Raw genomic sequence first — 17,955 nt, forward strand, 5'->3', positions numbered from 1 at the left:
AACATGGAGATAACCACCGTTGCTATAGAAGAAGAGGTAAAACAGTCTTACATAGACTACGCCATGTCCGTTATAGTAGGTCGTGCTATTCCCGATGCACGCGATGGTCTAAAGCCTGTGCAAAGAAGGATTCTATACGCCATGTATCAAATGGGTCTAACTCCAGAAAAACCTTTTGTCAAGAGCGCAAGGATAGTGGGTACGGTCTTAGGATACTATCATCCTCACGGCGACCAGGCGGTTTACGATGCTTTAGTAAGGATGGCACAGGACTTTAACATGAGATACCCTCTCATCTCAGGACAGGGAAATTTTGGTTCCATAGATGGTGACCCTCCCGCTGCCATGAGATATTCCGAAGCCAAACTCTCCAAGGTAGCCATTAAGATGCTTGAAGACATAGAAGAAAATACCGTTGATTTTATCCCCAACTTTGACGGCTCTACTGTGGAACCTGCCCTTTTGCCTTCCAAGTTTCCCAATATGCTTTGCAACGGTAGCAGTGGCATAGCGGTGGGTTTGGCAACATCTATTCCACCCCACAACCTCAAAGAAGTCTGCAGTGCTCTCATAGAGCTTGCCAAAAATCCCAACATCTCCACAGAGGAGATAATGAAGCGTATAAAAGGTCCAGACTTTCCTACAGGTGGTATAGTGGAAAATTACCAAGAACTTATAGAGTATTACCATACAGGAAGAGGACATGTCAGAGTCAGAGCAAAAGCACATGTAGAAAAACTTCAAGGCGGAAGGGAGCAAATAGTTATAACCGAAATACCCTATCAGGTCAACAAAGCTGAACTTATAAAGAGAATGGCGGAGCTGGTAAGGGAAGGCAAGCTCAAGGAGATATCCGAAATAAGAGATGAGTCGGATAAGGAAGGTATAAGGATAGTTATAGAGTTAAAAAGGGATGCGCAAGGTCAAAAGGTTCTGGAAAAGTTATACAAACACACAGCTTTGAGGAAGAACTTTCCCATAAACTTTGTGGTGCTTATAGACAACCAACCCAAGCAGGTAGGTATAAAGGAGCTTCTTCAGGAGTTTCTAAGACATAGACTGGAGGTGATATTAAGAAGGGCAAAACATCACCTCAAAAAAGCAGAAGACAGACTCCACATAGTTGAAGGTCTTACCAAAGCTCTTGAGCATTTGGATAAGGTTATACAAGACATAAGAAGCTCCAAAGATGTCCCGCAGGCAAAAGAAAAGCTTATGAAAAACTACACACTTAGCGAAAGGCAAGCTAATGCTGTGCTGGATATGAGACTTCAAAGGCTCACCTCCTTGGAAAGCTCCAAGCTGGAGGAAGAAAAGAAACAGCTTATCCAAAGCATAGAACACTACAAAAAGCTCATAAGTAGTGAAGAGGAGAGGATAAAAGTCTTTATTCAGGAGATGGAAGAGATAGTCAAAGAGTTTCCCTCACCCAGAAGAAGCTTTGTGCTGGGATTTGAAAATGAAGAGGTGGGGCAGATTACTGTCATCATATATTCCAACGGAAAGATCATGCCTCTGGAAGAAATGCAGGAGGAGGGGCAGGTGGTTGATGTGCTGGATGTGCCCTTCAGCGAAGGGCTCTTTATGGTTTCCAACAGGGGAAGAGTCTACTGGATAGCTGGGTCTCAGGCTCTTCAGGGAAGTAAGGTTTCCTTTAAGGAGGCAGATGAAAGCGTTGTGGGTGCTTTTGTCAGGTCTCAGGCAAGCCATCGCATAATACTTATCACAAAGCGTGGATATGTGAAGAAGATACCCATAGTGGATTTTGAGTACAAGACGCAGGGCATGTCCATAATAAAGTTTTCCGAAGAGGAAGATGAGGTGGTCAAAGTTTTACAATCTCCCGAAGAGGGGGATATATTACTCCTTACACGAAAAGGAAAGATGCTCAGGTTTCCCATCAGAGACATACCTCCCGCCACAGTAGGGTCAAAGGGAGTTATAGGCATAAAACTGGAAGGTGATGATACGCTTATAAGTGCAAGAGCCATAACTGACTTTCCTTACCTTCTGCTCATAACACAGAAGGGAGCGGTCAAAAAGATCAATGCCAAAGACATACCTGCAAGAGGAAGGGGCAGTAAAGGTATGACAGCCACGGCACGCACCAAAGGGGATGCGGTGGACATAGTGCCCATAAAAGAGAGCGTTGAGCTTATGATAGCCACTCAAGAGGGGAAGGTGTTTTACGACAGACTTGAAGAGAGGGAGATACCTTTAAAGGAAGTCCAAAGGTGGAGCATTGATGAGGACATTATAACAAGAGTGGCAGTAAAAAAAGCACAGTAGGAAGAGCTGCCAGAAGCTTCCACCAGTTTTTTAAAAAGTAGAGAAGAGCGCCCCCAACCGCACCTACAAAGACAGCCTGAAAGACAGAGATAGGCACATTAAGAGTAAAGCCTGCGAAAGAGAAAAGGCTCACAAGCTTGAGAATGAGCTTTCCCAACACTTCAAGGGGAAAGGAAGGCAGGCTAAAGAAGGTCAGAAGCTCTAAAACTCCGTAAGCGGTAAAAAGTAAAAAAGGAAGGCTCAAAAGGGGAGTGAGCAAAATACCAACAGGTGTAATCAAAGAGAAAGTTGCCACTATACTGCATGTGCCAAAGAAGGCAAAAAAGGAAGTCCAGAAGGACATAAAAACCCTGTAAAGGTTCTCAGAAGAAATAGCCTCTTTTATTTTCTCCGTATGCCTAAGGGCTAAGACAATGTATAAAGTAGCCATAAAGGAAAGCCAGAAGGAGTAAGAAGATACATAGTCTGGAAATAAAAACAGCAAGACGCAGGCAGAAAAGAGAAGCAAACTGAGATAATCTGGTCTGTGATAAGAAAGCTTTATAAGAAGAGCCATAAATATCATGATGTAAGCTCTCAGGACAGGAGGGTCGGGTGGCACTATGAAAAAGGTGTAAAGGCTCACACCCACCAGCGAAAGAAGCAAGCCATACACTCCCGGAAGCAAAAACCTTAGAATTATGGCTATGAGCGTAAGGTGAGCACCAGACACTACAAGAAGATGCAAAAGCCCTGTACTAAAAAAGGAAGCTTGATACTCAAAAGGTAAAACTTCCTGAGACTCTCCAAAAAGGTACGAAAATACAAGACCTTTGACCTCCTGATCCTTTACCCTCTCTTCAACCCTCTGCATAAACAATCCCCTGATGCTTTTTCCGGTAAATACCAAACTTTTTATATCCTTATAGCTGGCATAAATAAACACTCTCCCGTTATTTAGCTTTACTTTGCCCAGAACCTCAAAGCTCTTTGAGGGTATGCTTTCAGCTCCAAAAAGCGTGAGATATCCGGTTTTTCCGTAGGTTTTTGAGAAATCTCCACCCAATACTCTTACCCTGACTTTTAACCTGTTGGCTTCCACATGAGGCACGCCTTCCACTGTCAGCACCAATCTGCCCTTGCCTAAATCATCAGGATCTTGCTTTTGACCACCTTCAGACCTAAGAAAAGCAATAAGTATTGCAACAAAAAACAAAGCTAACTGCTTTAAGTGCCGTTCTGTCTCCCCCATGATTTATATTATCTTACATAGTGCTTCTTTACCAATTTCTGCTTAAAAGAGGACTGGAGAGTAGGAAGAGTCAGGAGGAGTTTTTTAAACTGATGCTTTCCGCAATGGAGGAAGGGGGAGTTAAAATCATCCAGGCACCTACCGGCACAGGCAAGACTTACGGCTACCTTATACCCATAGTAGAAAAAGGTCAGAAGGCAATAATTTCAACAGGTACAAAGCTTTTACAAGAACAGCTAAGAAGAGACTTGGAAGTCATCAAAAGCTATGCCGGCTACATACTGGGCAACCATGTCAGCTATGTGGTGCTTAAGGGAAAGTCCAACTATTTATGTCTGGACAGGTATTACGCAGAGGCACAAAAAGTGCCTGAGCTGGAGATGGCTATAAACTCCGGCTGGGATGGAGACTTTGAGTTTGTGAACCTTGATGTAGACCTCAGGGAAAAGCTGTGCGTAGATGACGACTACTGCACCCCTTACTACAGAAATATGTGCAAATACCGATATGAATGCTACTACTGGAGCAAGCTAAAGAATCTGGAAAAATCTGCACAAATACTTATAATTAACCATGCCCTTTTGAGTCTGAGGGAGTTTGAAAATCCAGAGGAGAGACTCTTGGTTATAGACGAAGCTCACGAGCTTGACAAATACATTACAAGCAGTCTTAAAACAGGCTTTTCCACTTACACTCTGCGGATAGACATTCTTGGAAGAATACGGGAGTTTTTGCCTTCCGCCCATGTGGACATAGAGAGCTTTTTTACAGACAACTTTGAACACCTCTTTAAGGAAGGAAAGGAGGAAGTAGCTCTTGAGAACCTATGTCCATACGCAGAAGATTTTGAAAAGCGAATCATGACAGCACTTTTTTCCCTCTACCAGAGAGTAAAAGAAGAAGTTATGCACAGCATCCACAGCTTTTTAAAGGAAAGGCTATTTGTAAGTCTAAAGCTCAAAGACTACCTTTTAAATAGCGGGGTGCTTGCTTGGGAGGACTATCTGAAGATAAATTCCAACTACGAAGAGTTAAGCCAAGAAGAAGAGAAGCTTTTAAAGAAGCTCAAAACATACCAACTTCTTACCAAAAGGCTCACAAGGCTTAAAGAGTTTTTCCAGCTTATGAAGGAAGAAAAGCCCGAGATGGGATACATGGTTAGCAGAAGCTGGAGCAGGAAGCTACAAACTTACAATTACAGGCTTGAGTGCTTTCCAGTCTTTCCATCAGGCTTTATAGACTTTAGCGGTTATAAGGCAGTGGTGATAACATCAGCTACTGCCAACCCAATAGACCTTGAGAAAACTCTCGGAATTGTGGGGGATTACTACGAGCTGGAACACACCTTGCCGTATCATCAGATTGACTTTGTTGTTTACCTTGTGGATCCAAGAGAAGAAGACTGGAAGGATTGTCTTATGAGAGCTTACAAGTATCTTAGAACCTTGTACGATAAGGTCCTAATACTTTTAACCAACAGGGAGCACATGAAGCTCTTTGAGAAAGAGGAGGGATTAGCCTTTCAGGGGGAAGATAGTCTTTCTAAACTGGTGGAGCATCTCAGAGAGGGAAGAATAAAGGCTCTTGCCGGGCTTGACAGCCTTTGGTTTGGAATAGATGTAAAGGGTGAAAAGGGGCTTTTGATGGCAAAGCTACCCTTTGAAAGTCCGGAGGACCCCATAACCTTCCACAGGATAAGGTTTTTAAAGTCTGTTGGGGAGGACCCCTTTGAATACCAGAAGAGGAAAGCCCTCATCAAGTTTCAGCAGGGTATAGGCAGACTTATAAGGAGCAAAGAAGACAGAGGAACCATAGTGTTATGTGATAAAAGGATATTCAAGTTTAAGGAATTTCTTAGAGTAGTAGAAAAGCTGGGGATAAAGGTAAGGGTGGTTAAGATGCTAAAATAAATACATTGGCATGGACATTATAGAGTTGAAAGGAGTCTCAAAGGTTTACAGAGTATACAAAAAACCTGCGGACAGGCTGAAGGAAATTCTGTTAAGAAGAAGCTTTAGCTACGAAAAGGTAGCCCTTAAGGATATAAATCTAAAAGTTAGAAAGGGTGAGGCGCTGGGGATAGTAGGAGAAAACGGCGCAGGGAAAAGCACGCTGCTCTCCATAATATCCGGCGTATTAGAGCCTACTTCAGGAGAGGTAAAGGTGCTGGGAAGGGTGGCTGCTATACTGGAACTGGGTGCAGGTTTTCATCCCGAATTTACCGGTATAGAGAATGCATACATGTATGCTTCTTTAAATGGTCTTTCCAAAGGCGAGATAGACAAAAGACTTGACTTTATAGCCGAGTTTTCCGAGCTGGGTGACCTTCTGCACCAACCCATAAAAACATACTCTACTGGTATGGTGGTAAGGCTTGCCTTTTCCGTGATGATAGCTTTAAATCCCCAAGTCTTTATAATAGACGAGGCTCTATCCGTAGGTGATATACACTTTCAAAAGAAATCCTTTGACAAGATAAAAGAGTTCAAAGAAAGCGGAGGGACGCTTATTTTCACCACCCACTCCACCTATCAGATAACCAATGTATGCGACAGGGCAATATGGATAAAGGATGGCAGGATACAGATGGAGGGCGACCCCTTCTCGGTAGTTAAAGAGTATGAAGATTACATGAGAGAAAAGGATAAGATAGAGCAGGAACACTTGCAGGTGCAGAGGGCTAACATAACTCACGCCTACATAGAGGATTTTAGGCTCTCTCATCAGGAGATAAGACCCGGAGAGACCCTCAAGGCTTGGATAAGAATAAGGTCCAAGAGAAGGGAAAAGGTTGTCCTTGCCATACTTTTTAGGAGAAACGACAATGAGCTAATAAGTGTCTATTCTACCAAGCATGAGGGCGTTGAGATAGTTGTAAACGAGAGTGTAAATGCTGTATTTTCCTTTCCAGAATTCCCGCTACTGCATGGAAAGTACTTTGCAGATGCCTACCTTCTTGATGAGGCTGGGGCAGTGATTTACGATGTTAAAAGCTTACCCTTTGATGTGCCAAAAGAGTCCGTCGTTGACCTGGGCATATTCAGGATAAAGGCAAGTCTTGAGTTAAATCCTATCGGCTATAGCTTTAGCAAACTCTAAGGTGGTAAGCTCTTTAGCTTCCAATCCCTGCTTTCTAAAGCCGTTAGCTATGTCCGGCGTTCCAAGCCTTTCAGCTATGGTCCTTTTGACTGCGGAGTATATAAGCTCGGAGGCTTCTTTCCAACCCAAGTATTCAAGCATCATAGCACCGGACAGCGTCAGCGATAGAGGATTGGCAATACCTTTGCCTGCTATGTCGTAGGCGGTTCCGTGAGTGCTTTCAAACAGGGCATATCCGTCACCTATGTTTCCGCTGGGCACAAACCCTGGACCACCCACCAATGCGGAGGCAAGGTCAGATATGTAATCTCCATTCAGGTTTTGAGTTATTATCACATGGTAAGCCTCCGGCTTTAACACCAGCTGCATGAGCATCTGATCGGTGATAACTTTAACCATCAAAACCTGACCATCTTTTGGCTCTCCCTCCGTTATCACTTTTCCTTCAAACTCAGGCTCTTTTGCCACCTCAAAAGCCCAGTTCATAAAGGCACCTTCCGTAGCTTTCATTATGTTGCCTTTGCCTACAACAGCTACCACCTTTTTGTTATTCTGCAAAGCCCAACGGAGAGCTTTTCTTACATGCCTTTTTGTCTTAAACTCACTCATAGGCTTTACCGTGATGCCACAATCCTCGGGAAGGGCATATTCGGACACTCCCATCTCTTCAATAAAGAACTTCCTAACCTTCTGCGTCCTTTCCTCCTTAGGCATGTACTCTATGGACATATAAACATCGTCAGAATTTTCTCTAAAGACAGCCACATTGACCCTCTCGGGGTTAGGTATGGGTGCAGGCTGACCCAGCCAATAGACAGGTCTTATGGCTGAATAGAAGTCCATAGACTGGCGCAAGATAGCATTGAGAGATTTACCTCCCTTACCTACGGGTGTGCCAAGAGGTCCCTTTATGCCAACAACCGCTTCCTTTAAAAACTCTATAGTCTCTTCTGGCATACGCTTGCCTGTCTTTTCTTCAGCCTTGTCCCCGGCCAGAAGCTCTACCCAAAAGATGTTTCTTGAACCTCCGTAAGCCTTCTCTACGGCAGTATTTACTATGTGTATCATGGCAGGCATAATCTCGGCACCTATTCCATCCCCCTCTATGAAAGGTATGATGGGAAAGTTAGGCACTTCTATACTTTTGTCCTCCTTGAGTTTTATAAACTTTCCTTCTTGTGGCACCTTCAGGCTACCTTCCCACCTATAAACACTTTCCACCTTTAACATCGCTTTCACCTCTCCGTCAGTTATGATTTCAATATTTTAACACCTCAGCTATGAAAAAACTGGGTTTTAAGTTCCAAGTTTTTCCATCCACCCTGCAGGAAGTAATACTCCCTGCTTACTATCCCCTATCCACTATGTTCAATGCTCCCAAAAGGTCTGCATGAAAAACCTTGTTCAATACATTGTCCTTTATCTCAAGTTCTCTCAGCTCTTTTATCTAATTCTTTAAGCAATCCATCCAAGACCTCAGTTTAGCCCTTTCTTTGTTAAACCACAAAATTATTGACTATAAACTGTCTTTTCATAATCGGGTAGTTATTGAGAACACCCTTGGAGAATAGAATCTGGAAAAGATGGTTGGACCCTGTTAGGAATGAGACGGCGGAAGAAACAAGATAAAGCTCCCACATACGAAAGAATTCCTCACCGTGCTTCTGTACAACATCTCGGGTATGCTGATAAAATCTTTTTCTCCACTCTCTAAGTGTTCTATAGTAGTGAAGCCTCCAGTCATCTATATCTATGAGGTTAAAACCCAAACCTTTTGATGCTTCAAGTATCTCTGTAAGTGCAGGTATATACCCACCCGGGAATATATACTTTCTGATCCACCTGCTCTGGCTCTCTGGCAGAACCTTCCCTATAGTATGAAGAAGAAAGAGCCCCCCCTCATGAATAACTTTCTCCACCACTCTAAAGAACTTTCTGTGCCTTCCCTTTCCCACATGTTCAAACATACCAACAGAGACCACTTTGTTAAACTTCTTGTCAAGCTTTGGCAGGTCCTCGTAATGCATAAGGTAAACCCGCACCCTATCTTTTAAACCCTCGCTTTCTATGCGAGATTTTACATACTCGTACTGATTTTTTGAAAGTGTTATACCTGTAGCTTCTATATTGTAGAGCTTTGGTGCCTCAAGTATTATGGATCCCCATCCACAACCTATGTCCAAGAGGCTATCTCCATCGGTAAGCTGGAGTTTCTCGTAAATTATGCTTCTTTTCTCTGCCTGAGCTTCCTCCAGGCTTTGGTCTTTATTGGAAAAGAAGGCGCACGAGTAAGTCATAGAACTATCCAGCCATAGCTGATAGAAATCGTTACCAAGGTCGTAATGCCTTCTCACCTCTTTTCCCTCAAGGAACTTCAAAAGTCCAAGGTACTTAAGAAGCATCCTCCCCCAGCTATTTCTGAAACTTTTATCCTCATCTTTCTCCCTCAGATAACAAGTGCATGCTACCAAAAAACTTTCAAGATCTCCGTCTACCTCTATGCCTCCCTTAATGTAAGCCTCGCCAAAGCCCATCTCCGGGTCCTTCAACACCTTTTTAATTACATCTTTGTCTTTTATCCTCACTTTGCACTTGCCAGCGCCCAAAACTTTCCCATCGGGAAGCTCAACGCACAAACCCCCATCCAATCTTTTGCTTACTTCTTCCACGATGGATGCTATCATGACTCAACCCTCCTAATTCCATAATTTATGCCCTTGAAGAAGTTATTCTCTTTTTATATAATAAATCAATATTCAATCTCAATTTTGGAGTGTAATGATGAGTAGGATGCTTCTGTGCCTTTTCTTAATTTCGGTATCCTTTGCCTTTTTCCCTTTCACCGGTGAGGATGCAGATACTCTGGGTAAAGGTGGTCTTCAGTGGGAAACTCAGTACGCACGTTTCAAGCACTACGATGAAACAGTGCATAAGGATGTAGTTCTGCAGATTACCGGCGGAATTAAGGACAACACGGATATAGCCTTGATAATTCCTTACTCATTTTACAGGTACAAGGACGGAACGAGAAATGACGGATTTAGCGATGTGGGCGTTTTTATCAAGCACATACCCGTTGAAGCTGGAAACTTTAAAGCAGGTTATAAATTGCAACTGAATTTTAATACAGGTAAAGAGGGAATAGGCTACGGGAAGATAACTGGCAATGTAAACCTCATAGCCCAGGTGTGCAAAGACAGTATGTGCTACAATACTAACTTCGTTTACATAAAGGCAAGCTTTGTAGAGGAGCTGAGGGACACTTACGGCATCATCTTAAGCAATTACAAGAAGTTAGGTAAAAGCTTAACTTTAGGGGGAGAGGTAAAACTCCTCAGACCGGCGGAAGATGGTGTGAATAAATTGGATTCTCACATACTTTTAGGTAGTGTTTATTCCTTTGATAAGTTAAGCGTTGCATAGCACTTTTGCAAACTGGGGCATACTTGCAGGTTTCTTAATGACTTTCTGAGAGCAGTTTTCTCAGAGTTTGAAGATTTTTTCTGTCCCAGTCATCTACCTTTGGGGTTTCCAGATAGTAAGGGAGCTGTGAAAAGTAGGGATCTTTCAAAAAAAGCCTAAAGCCTTCAAGACCTATGTAGCCATGACCTATATGCTCATGCCTGTCTTTCTTTGCACCAAGCGGTACTTTTGAATCGTTGCAGTGAATAGCTTTCACTTTATCTAAACCTATGCTTCTGTCTATCTCACCCTTAAAAGCTTCAAAACCCTCCTTCGTATTTATGGCATAGCCATATGCAAAAGCGTGGCATGTATCTATACACACTCCCACTTTTAGCCCCTTAAAGGGCTCTATCAGTCTCTTTAGCTCCTGGGTGTTTTTACCAAGGTCTCCCCGCTCACCTGCGGTGTTTTCAAAAAGCACGCATGTGTAAGAAGGTATAAAGCTGGAAAAGATCTCCTCAAGGCCCTTTATTATGTTTCTCAATCCCTCTTCTTGGCTCACATCTTTGGCTGTGCCGGGATGGAAGTTGTAATACTCTATTTTTAAAAGCTCACATATTTTTAGCTCTTCAAGAAAAACCTCAATGGATTTGCTCCTCAGCTCCGGATGGGAACTTGCCAAGTTAATAAGGTAAGGAGCGTGAACCATTAGAGGTCCCCAGCTTCCTTTGAGTTTTATAAACTCCTCTATTTCCCACTGACTTATACTCTTTGCCTTCCAGGCTCTTGGGCTTCTCAAAAAGAACTGAAAAGCTTCCGCTCCTACTTCTCTGGCTCTCTCAAAGATTTTTAAAATAGGTCCTGCGGACGATACATGAATGCCTAAGCTGGGCATTGAACAGTTTGAGCGGAAGGCTCAGTAAGTTCTTCTTTTATTGCGAAAAGCACCATGTTTATAGCTTCGCTTGCTGAGCTTGCTCTTATCTTGCATCCAGATGCGTACTTGTGACCACCACCACCCAGCCTGCTAGCTACGCTGGCTACATTGACCCTCTCTTTAGACCTCAGAGATACTTTCCATACACCTTCGTCGGGTTTTTCTATGAGAGCAAAGGCTACCTCCACACCTTCTATGGATCTGGGGAAGTTAACAAGACCCTCACTGTCAGGATAAGTGGTGCCTGTTTCTTTGAAAAACCTGTCGTAGATGACTATCCCTGCCACCAGTCCATCCTCGTAAAGAGTTAAAGTGTCAAGAACCTTGGATATGAGCTTCATCTTTCCCAGAGACTCTCTTTCGCTGAACATAATGTAAGTCCTGTGAGGGTCCGCACCTTTCTCAACTAGCTCCTTAGCCATCTGGAAAGTTTCCGCTGAGGTGTTGGAATACTTAAAAAATCCCGTATCTGTGGCAAGTCCCGCATACAGACATTGCGCTATCTCTGTGTCTATAGCTGACTCGTCCCACAGTTTGAGAAGCTGGTAAATGATGGCTGTGGTGGAAGGGGCAGAAGGGTCTATGTAATCGTACATACCGTAAAACTCGCCACCTATGTGGTGGTCTATTCTCACTTTTCTGATAGCTCTCACCTCTGTACCTGCTCTGTAAAAACCGCTGGCGTCTACTACTATGCCCACATCAAAAACTTCGGTGGTTGGAAGCCTTATAATCTCCTCCCAATGAGGTAGAAAGTCAAGAAAGTGAGGCACCGTGTCTTTACAGCCTACCTTTACATTTTTACCCTTCTTTTTAAGAAACAGATAAAGTGCAAGAGCGCTTCCAAGCGTATCAGCATCAGGATTCTCATGGGAAAATACAAGTATGGAACCCTTCTCCTCTTTAAGCAGGTCTATTAAAGGCACACTCTCGTGTCGCATACCAACCTCCAAAGGGATATAATTTATACCCTTTGACCTGTTTTAGCTATGGCGTTTGCACACCTTTGGCAGACTTCACCCACAAACTCCTCCTCTGGATAGTAAACCCAGCATCTTGGACACTTCCTCCCTTTCGCTCTGTCTACTCCTATGTGAAGACCTTTCAAGCTTTCTGCAGTTAGCCTGTACTTTCCACCTTCTTTCAGCTCCACCTGACTCACAGTAAAGTAGAACTTCAAATAGTCCTGGTACTTCTCCAAAAGGCTCACATCTCCCCAGAGAAAAACTCTGGCTTCGTAAGGATGGTTTATGTATTTATCTCTTCTTGCCTGTTCTATGGCTCTCATCACATCTTCCCTTATCCTGCCAAGGACTTCATAATCCTTTAGCAGTTCTCTATCTATAAGACTTTCCTGTGACTGTGGTATCTTGCTCATAAATACGCTCTCTGGAAGTCTGTTGTCTATGTTTCTGAGGTGTTCCCACACCTCCTCCGCGGTAAAGCTCAGAAAAGGCGCTATGCTGGTAGTCAAAGCAATGGCAAGCTCATAAAGGACTGTCTGTGCAGAGAGCCTCTCCCAAGAGTCAGGAGCGTATATATATAGCCTGTCTTTTAACACATCAAGGTAGAGGCTTGAGAGGTCCACGCTACAGAAGTTTCTGATAGTCTGGTAGACTCTGTGAAAGGCATACTCCCTGTAAAACCTGCCAATTTCTTCCAGAAGCATCTGAAGGTAGGACATCATCCACCTGTCAAAGTGGTGGAGTTGATGATAGGCAATGCTCCTTTGAGGGCTAAAGTCATAGAGATTAGCCAGAAGAAACCTGAGAGTGTTCCTTATCTTCTTATAGTCTTCTACTATCCTTTGAAGTATGGACTTTCCAAGCTTTACATCCTCTGTGTAATCCTCCGAAACCACCCAAAGCCTCAAGATGTCAGCGCCATACTGCTTTATAATTTCCTGAGGAGATATCACATTACCCAGAGACTTGGACATCTTCCTTCCCTGCTCGTCAACGGTAAAGCCATGAGTAAGCACCGCTCTGTAAGGGGCTTTTGAATAAGAGGCTACCGACTCAAGAAGTGAGGACTGAAACCAGCCTCTGTGCTGGTCCGAGCCTTCTAAATACATGTCAGCAGTGTCTATACCAAGTCTTCTCAAAACGCAGGCGTGAGAAGAGCCAGAATCAAACCACACATCCAGTATGTCCTCTTCCTTTTTAAAATCCTCAGAACCACAGTTGGGGCATTTATAACCCTCAGGCAAAAGCTCCTTCTCGCTAAGCTCAAACCATATGTCAGAGCCTTTTGGAGAGCTTTCTATGAGCTTGGCTACATGCTCAAACACCTCTTTATCCGCAACCACATTTCCGCAGCTTTTGCAGTAGAAGACGGTTATGGGAACCCCCCAGTATCTCTGCCTTGATATGCACCAGTCTGGCCTTGACTCCACCATAGACTTTATTCTGTTTTTTCCATAGGACGGTATCCATTTTACTTTTTCTATCTCTTCAAGGGAAAGCTCTCTTAAGGTTTTGCCGTTTAGCTTTCCCTCCATGCTTATAAACCACTGAGGTGTAGACCTGAATATGACGGGATTTTTACACCTCCAACAGTGGGGATAAGAGTGGGTGATCCTGCCCTCATAAATCAAAAACCCCCTCTTTTTAAGATCCTCTACTATGAGCCTGTTGGCATCAAACACTCTCACACTCCTTAAAAAGGGTGGCGCCTCTTGGGTAAACCTTCCTTCATCATCAACAGGAGAGTAAGGCTCAAGACCGTATCTTAGTCCCACTATGTAATCTTCTCTACCGTGCCCGGGTGCCATATGCACTATGCCAGTACCGGAGCTGAGTTCAACAAACTCCGAAGGATAAACTTTGCCTTCCTCTTCTGCATAAGGTCTTATGTAAGATAGGCCTATAAGCTCCTTACCCTTTACCTTCTTTGTAATGCTGCCCTTTAGCCCCGTGGTGTTTTGAAAGTTCTCTACAAGATCCTCCGCTATTATGTATGTTTCTTTGCCTACCTGGTAATATACATAAGTGTAGTCCTCCCCTACCATAAGCCCCATGTTGGCCGGCAATGTCCAAGGTGTTGTAGTCCACACAGCAAAGAAAGTATTCTCCTCACCCTTTAAAGGAAGCCTTACATATATGCTTGGGTCTTCCCTATCATAGTACTCTACTTCAGCTTCTGCTTCAGCAGTTTTGTCGTATATGCACCAGTAAACGGGCTTTTTACTTCTTATGATGAGACCTTTATGGAAAAGTTTGCCCAGCTCTCTGACCTCGCAGGCTTCGTAAGCAGGATCCATGGTGAGGTACGGATTTTCCCAATCGCCTAAAACTCCAAGTCTTTTAAACTCTTCTCTTTGAATGTTTACAAATCTCTTAGCATACTCCCTGCATAATTTTCTAAACTCCTGCTTGCTTATGTCTTCTTTTTTTATGTTTTTGGCTTGCAGCTCCTTCTCCACCTGCTGCTCAATGGGAAGCCCGTGGCAGTCCCACCCCGGAATATAATGCACTCTATAGCCAGACAGAAGCATGTACTTGTTTATCACATCCTTTAGTATCTTATTAAGGGCATGTCCTATGTGTATGTTGCCGTTGGCGTAGGGAGGTCCATCGTGAAGCACATAAAGAGGTCTATCTGAAGTAAGCTTCTGAAGTTTTTTGTACAAACCTTCCCACTTTTTGAGGATAAGAGGCTCCCTCTCGGGAAGGTGAGCTTTCATAGGAAAATCTGTTTTGGGTAAGTTAAGAGTGTCTTTGTAATCCTTCATCTATGAGGCTTCTTCTGGAGATTTAGCTCTCTGGAGTATCTTTACCACCACCCACCTCTTGGTTTTGGAGAGGGGTCTCGTTTCCCTGATAAGAACTGTATCACCCACCTTGCACTCGTTGTTGGGGTCGTGAGCGTGGTACTTTTTGCTCTTTATTATGTGCTTTTTGTAAAGGGGATGAGGCACCTTTCTGTCAACTTTTACCACCACTGTCTTTTGCATTTTATCACTTATAACCGTTCCAACAAACTCCTTCCTCTTCATGTTTCTTCACCTCTTAACTCCTTTTCTCTTATCACCGTAAGAACTCTCGCCAGAGCTTTTCTGGTGTTCCTTATAGCCATGATGTTGGGTAAGCCCTCCACCTTCTTTTTAAACCTGAGCCTCAAAAGCTCCCTTCTCAGCTCTTCCTCTTTCTTCATGAGGTCTTTTATACTCAGCTTTCTCAGTTCATCCGCCTTCATGTCAGAGAACCTCCCGCCTTTAAGAGTCTTACCTTTATGGGCAGTTTTGCAGAAACCAGTCTGAAGGCTTCCTCTGCCACACTCTCAGGCACTCCTGAGAATTCAAAGAGTACTCTACCGGGCTTTACCACTGCTACAAAACCTTCAGGGTCACCCTTACCACCACCCATCCTGACTTCATTGGGCTTTTTGGTATAAGGTTTGTCAGGGAAGATGCTTATCCACACTTTTGCTCCCTTCCTGAGGGCACGCACAAGGGCTATCCTCGCCGCCTCTATCTGTCTTTGGGTTATCCAGTGGGATTCCAGCGCCTGTATGCCGTATTCACCAAAGGCAAGTTTGTTGCCTCTAAAAGCTTTTCCTTTTAAGGTTCCTCTCTGTGTTTTCCTAAACTTGGTTTTTTTTGGTGCTAAAAAAGACATACCTTATACCTCCTTTTCCGCCTTTTTGAGGTCTTCCTCTATCTTCTTTATAATTTCCTCCTTTCCACCTTTGAGGATATCACCTTTGTATATCCAGACTTTTACGCCAAGAACACCGTACTTGGTTTGAGCGGTGGCATAACCGTAGTCTATGTCAGCTCTGAGGGTTTGAAGGGGCATCCTTCCTACCAGAAACCATTCCGCTCTTGCCAGCTCCGCACCGCCTATCCTTCCCTTAACTTGAACTTTGACCCCTTTTGCACCAGCTTTGAAAGCGTTGTCTATTGCCCTCTTCATGGCTCTCCTATGAGATACGCGCCTTTCAATCTGAAGGGCTATCTCTTCCGCCACTAACTGAGCATCAAGCTCTGGGACTCTCACCTCATCAACGGTTATGGTAACATCCTTACCTACTGCGATGCTTTCTATGTCCTTTTTAAGCTGCTCTACCTCCGCTCCCTTTCTTCCTATGATTATGCCCGGTCTTGCCGCAAGTATTCTAACTTTAACCTTTTCTGCAGCTCTCTCTATAATCACCTTGGAGACGCCTGCAGAGGCATACCTCCTTTTTATGTAATCCTTTATGTTTATGTCCTCATGAAGTAGCTTTGTGTAATCTCTTTTACTGGCAAACCACTTGGAGTTCCAGTCCTTTATAACGCCTATCCTAAAACCTATGGGATGCGTCTTCTGTCCCATTTACTGCTCCTCCTTTTTCTCCTCTAACACTATGGTTATGTGAGAAGTCCTCTTTCTGAGCATCGTGGCTCTTCCGTGAGCTCTTGGCATCCACTTCTTATACATGGGACCCTCATCAGCCACAGCCTTCTTCACATAAACCTTCTCAATATCAAGCCCGTGCTGCTCTGCGTTAGCAAGCGCGCTTCTTAGAACACCTTCTACTATCTTGGCGCTCCTTTTGGGTATAACTTTGAGCTGGTAAAGGGCATTTCCCGCACTTTGACCTTGTATAACTCTCAGTACCTGCCTCACCTTGGTAGGTGATATCTTTGCATACCTCAAAACAGCTCTCACTTCCATGACTTTACCTCACTTCTTTTTGGCTACTTTTGCGGACTTTTCTGGGTGCCCCTTAAAGGTTCTGGTGGGTGCAAACTCACCCAGCTTGTGCCCCACCATGTCCGCAGTAATATACACTGGTACGAAAGTTTTTCCGTTATGCACCGCTATGGTGTGTCCTACAAACTCTGGAATTATGGTGGTATCTCTACTGTATGTTTTCACTACTTTTCTATCGCCAGTTTGGTTCATAAGCCTTATCCTCTTCCATAGCTTTGGGTCAACCCAAGCCCTCTTGTTGACCAAAGACCTGTACTCATCCCACACCTTTTTATATTTTTCAAGAGCTCTCTGAAAGAGGCTTTCTGTGTGTTGCACCTTTCTTACTCTTTTGTATATTCGCTGAGTCTTCTTGTAGAGCTTGAGGAATGTGTCAGGGTCCTCTATAAGTCTGCCCCTTTTATTCCAAGCGCCCCTAAAGCTCATACCTGCGCTCCTCCTTTCCTTCTGGATATAATAAACTTATCTGAATACTTTTTGCCCCTCCTTGTCTTATAGCCTTTTGTCTTCCAGCCCCAAGGAGATTCGGGATGTTTACCTTTAGTCTTTCCTTCACCACCACCATGAGGGTGGTCCACAGGGTTCATAGCTGTTCCCCTCGTGTGGGGTCTCCAACCAAGCCACCTGTATCTTCCCGCTTTTCCGTACTTTACAAGTTCGTGCTCTGCAAGACCCACAGCGCCTATGGTTGCCATACATCTCTGATGCACCAGCCTTATCTCTCCAGATGGAAGCCTGAGCTGTACATAGTCATCCACCTTACCAAGGATTTGAACTGACATACCCGCAGCTCTTGCCAGCTGTCCCCCCTTGCCAGGATGAAGCTCCACATTGTGTACTATAGTACCCACCGGTATGTACTTTAAGGGCATGGCATTTCCTACCTTTATTTCGGGAAGCTCTTTGCCAAGCTCTGCATCCTGATAAGATATGGACATGACAGTAGCACCCACCTCAAGACCTTCTGGCCAGAGGATGTACCTCTTTTCACCATCCGCGTAGTGCAGAAGGGCTATTCTGGCTGACCTGAAAGGGTCGTACTCTATGGCGACCACCTTTGCAGGTACCAAACTCTTATCCCTTTTGAAGTCTATAAACCTGTATTTCTTTTTGTGTCCGCCACCGCGTGATCTTGCTGTTATTTTGCCTTGTTGCCTTGACCTTCCTTTAGCTCTGTGCCAGTATATGGTTAAGGACTTTTCCGGCTCTTTTTTGGTTATCTCCTTAAAATCGTAAAGGATGGCATGTCTCTGCCCATTGGTGACTGGTTTTAACTTTCTCACACCCATACAACT

General features: G+C 44.0%; 17 protein-coding genes. 4 read left to right on the forward strand and 13 right to left on the reverse strand.

Annotation, left to right across the window (positions count from 1 at the left end; all coding sequences use genetic code 11):
* Positions 1–3: 3 nt before the first annotated feature.
* Positions 4–2,289, forward strand: a complete 2,286-nt coding sequence (locus HTH_RS04180; protein WP_012963473.1) for a DNA gyrase/topoisomerase IV subunit A — start codon at positions 4–6, stop codon at positions 2,287–2,289.
* Here the strand turns inward: HTH_RS04180 and HTH_RS04185 are convergent.
* The gene (locus tag HTH_RS04185) at positions 2,255–3,520 is read right to left on the reverse strand and encodes a ComEC/Rec2 family competence protein (RefSeq protein ID WP_012963474.1); all 1,266 of its coding nucleotides are present in this window, start codon (positions 3,518–3,520) and stop codon (positions 2,255–2,257) included. The genes HTH_RS04180 and HTH_RS04185 overlap by 35 nt on opposite strands.
* Before the next feature lie 20 nt (positions 3,521–3,540).
* Here HTH_RS04185 and HTH_RS04190 point away from each other — a divergent pair, with 20 nt between their 5' ends.
* Both HTH_RS04190 and HTH_RS04195 read left to right on the forward strand, forming a co-directional pair.
* Positions 3,541–5,430 (forward strand): ATP-dependent DNA helicase, encoded by a 1,890-nt coding sequence (locus HTH_RS04190; protein ID WP_012963475.1) that lies wholly within the window; start codon positions 3,541–3,543, stop codon positions 5,428–5,430.
* Between the two features lie 10 nt (positions 5,431–5,440).
* Positions 5,441–6,619 (forward strand): ABC transporter ATP-binding protein, encoded by a 1,179-nt coding sequence (locus tag HTH_RS04195; protein ID WP_012963476.1) that lies wholly within the window; start codon positions 5,441–5,443, stop codon positions 6,617–6,619.
* Here the strand turns inward: HTH_RS04195 and HTH_RS04200 are convergent.
* Entirely contained in the window at positions 6,584–7,849 is a 1,266-nt protein-coding gene (locus HTH_RS04200; RefSeq protein ID WP_012963477.1) for an NADP-dependent isocitrate dehydrogenase, read from the reverse strand. The genes HTH_RS04195 and HTH_RS04200 overlap by 36 nt on opposite strands.
* 266 nt (positions 7,850–8,115) lie before the next feature.
* Entirely contained in the window at positions 8,116–9,303 is a 1,188-nt protein-coding gene (locus tag HTH_RS04205; RefSeq protein ID WP_012963478.1) for a class I SAM-dependent methyltransferase, read from the reverse strand.
* Positions 9,304–9,400: 97 nt separating this feature from the next.
* Here HTH_RS04205 and HTH_RS04210 point away from each other — a divergent pair, with 97 nt between their 5' ends.
* The gene (locus tag HTH_RS04210; RefSeq protein ID WP_012963479.1) at positions 9,401–10,042 is read left to right on the forward strand and encodes a hypothetical protein; all 642 of its coding nucleotides are present in this window, start codon (positions 9,401–9,403) and stop codon (positions 10,040–10,042) included.
* 34 nt (positions 10,043–10,076) lie between these two features.
* Here HTH_RS04210 and HTH_RS04215 read toward each other — a convergent pair whose 3' ends face one another.
* The 10 genes from HTH_RS04215 to rplB form a co-directional block, all read right to left on the reverse strand.
* Positions 10,077–10,919, reverse strand: coding sequence for a deoxyribonuclease IV (locus HTH_RS04215; RefSeq protein ID WP_012963480.1), 843 nt, complete (start codon positions 10,917–10,919; stop codon positions 10,077–10,079).
* Positions 10,907–11,902 carry a DHH family phosphoesterase gene (locus tag HTH_RS04220; RefSeq protein WP_012963481.1) on the reverse strand — a complete coding sequence of 332 codons (996 nt, stop codon included), beginning with the start codon at positions 11,900–11,902 and terminating at the stop codon, positions 10,907–10,909. The genes HTH_RS04215 and HTH_RS04220 overlap by 13 nt, the downstream gene beginning before the upstream one ends.
* Positions 11,903–11,925: 23 nt before the next feature.
* Entirely contained in the window at positions 11,926–14,694 is a 2,769-nt protein-coding gene (ileS, locus tag HTH_RS04225) for an isoleucine--tRNA ligase (protein WP_012963482.1), read from the reverse strand.
* Positions 14,695–14,958 carry a 30S ribosomal protein S17 gene (gene rpsQ, locus HTH_RS04230; protein WP_012963483.1) on the reverse strand — a complete coding sequence of 88 codons (264 nt, stop codon included), beginning with the start codon at positions 14,956–14,958 and terminating at the stop codon, positions 14,695–14,697.
* Positions 14,955–15,158 carry a 50S ribosomal protein L29 gene (rpmC, locus tag HTH_RS04235; RefSeq protein ID WP_012963484.1) on the reverse strand — a complete coding sequence of 68 codons (204 nt, stop codon included), beginning with the start codon at positions 15,156–15,158 and terminating at the stop codon, positions 14,955–14,957. The genes rpsQ and rpmC overlap by 4 nt, the downstream gene beginning before the upstream one ends.
* Positions 15,155–15,580, reverse strand: a complete 426-nt coding sequence (rplP, locus tag HTH_RS04240; RefSeq protein WP_012963485.1) for a 50S ribosomal protein L16 — start codon at positions 15,578–15,580, stop codon at positions 15,155–15,157. Before rplP ends, rpmC begins: the two co-directional genes overlap by 4 nt.
* Positions 15,581–15,583: 3 nt before the next feature.
* Positions 15,584–16,279: a 30S ribosomal protein S3 gene (rpsC, locus tag HTH_RS04245; protein ID WP_012963486.1), complete on the reverse strand. Its 696-nt coding sequence runs from the start codon at positions 16,277–16,279 to the stop codon at positions 15,584–15,586.
* A complete protein-coding gene (gene rplV, locus HTH_RS04250; protein WP_012963487.1) occupies positions 16,280–16,621 on the reverse strand; it encodes a 50S ribosomal protein L22 in 342 nt (113 codons plus the stop codon). It abuts the gene before it with no gap.
* Between the two features lie 9 nt (positions 16,622–16,630).
* Positions 16,631–16,978: a 30S ribosomal protein S19 gene (rpsS, locus tag HTH_RS04255; RefSeq protein ID WP_425480523.1), complete on the reverse strand. Its 348-nt coding sequence runs from the start codon at positions 16,976–16,978 to the stop codon at positions 16,631–16,633.
* 104 nt (positions 16,979–17,082) lie between these two features.
* Positions 17,083–17,949 (reverse strand): 50S ribosomal protein L2, encoded by an 867-nt coding sequence (gene rplB / locus HTH_RS04260; protein ID WP_012963489.1) that lies wholly within the window; start codon positions 17,947–17,949, stop codon positions 17,083–17,085.
* Positions 17,950–17,955: the final 6 nt, after the last annotated feature.

The sequence above is a fragment of the Hydrogenobacter thermophilus TK-6 genome, assembly GCF_000010785.1.
GTDB lineage: Bacteria > Aquificota > Aquificia > Aquificales > Aquificaceae > Hydrogenobacter > Hydrogenobacter thermophilus.

Excerpts from the sequence above, each read along its gene's own strand:
- HTH_RS04180 (WP_012963473.1), top strand. The coding sequence starts at position 4 with ATGGAGATAACCACCGTTGCTATAGAAGAAGAGGTAAAACAGTCTTAC.
- HTH_RS04185 (WP_012963474.1), bottom strand. The coding sequence starts at position 3,520 with ATGGGGGAGACAGAACGGCACTTAAAGCAGTTAGCTTTGTTTTTTGTT.
- HTH_RS04195 (WP_012963476.1), top strand. The coding sequence starts at position 5,441 with ATGGACATTATAGAGTTGAAAGGAGTCTCAAAGGTTTACAGAGTATAC.
- HTH_RS04200 (WP_012963477.1), bottom strand. The coding sequence starts at position 7,849 with ATGTTAAAGGTGGAAAGTGTTTATAGGTGGGAAGGTAGCCTGAAGGTG.
- HTH_RS04205 (WP_012963478.1), bottom strand. The coding sequence starts at position 9,303 with ATGATAGCATCCATCGTGGAAGAAGTAAGCAAAAGATTGGATGGGGGT.
- HTH_RS04210 (WP_012963479.1), top strand. The coding sequence starts at position 9,401 with ATGAGTAGGATGCTTCTGTGCCTTTTCTTAATTTCGGTATCCTTTGCC.
- HTH_RS04215 (WP_012963480.1), bottom strand. The coding sequence starts at position 10,919 with ATGCCCAGCTTAGGCATTCATGTATCGTCCGCAGGACCTATTTTAAAA.
- HTH_RS04220 (WP_012963481.1), bottom strand. The coding sequence starts at position 11,902 with ATGCGACACGAGAGTGTGCCTTTAATAGACCTGCTTAAAGAGGAGAAG.
- ileS (WP_012963482.1), bottom strand. The coding sequence starts at position 14,694 with ATGAAGGATTACAAAGACACTCTTAACTTACCCAAAACAGATTTTCCT.
- rpsQ (WP_012963483.1), bottom strand. The coding sequence starts at position 14,958 with ATGAAGAGGAAGGAGTTTGTTGGAACGGTTATAAGTGATAAAATGCAA.
- rpmC (WP_012963484.1), bottom strand. The coding sequence starts at position 15,158 with ATGAAGGCGGATGAACTGAGAAAGCTGAGTATAAAAGACCTCATGAAG.
- rplP (WP_012963485.1), bottom strand. The coding sequence starts at position 15,580 with ATGTCTTTTTTAGCACCAAAAAAAACCAAGTTTAGGAAAACACAGAGA.
- rpsC (WP_012963486.1), bottom strand. The coding sequence starts at position 16,279 with ATGGGACAGAAGACGCATCCCATAGGTTTTAGGATAGGCGTTATAAAG.
- rplV (WP_012963487.1), bottom strand. The coding sequence starts at position 16,621 with ATGGAAGTGAGAGCTGTTTTGAGGTATGCAAAGATATCACCTACCAAG.
- rplB (WP_012963489.1), bottom strand. The coding sequence starts at position 17,949 with ATGGGTGTGAGAAAGTTAAAACCAGTCACCAATGGGCAGAGACATGCC.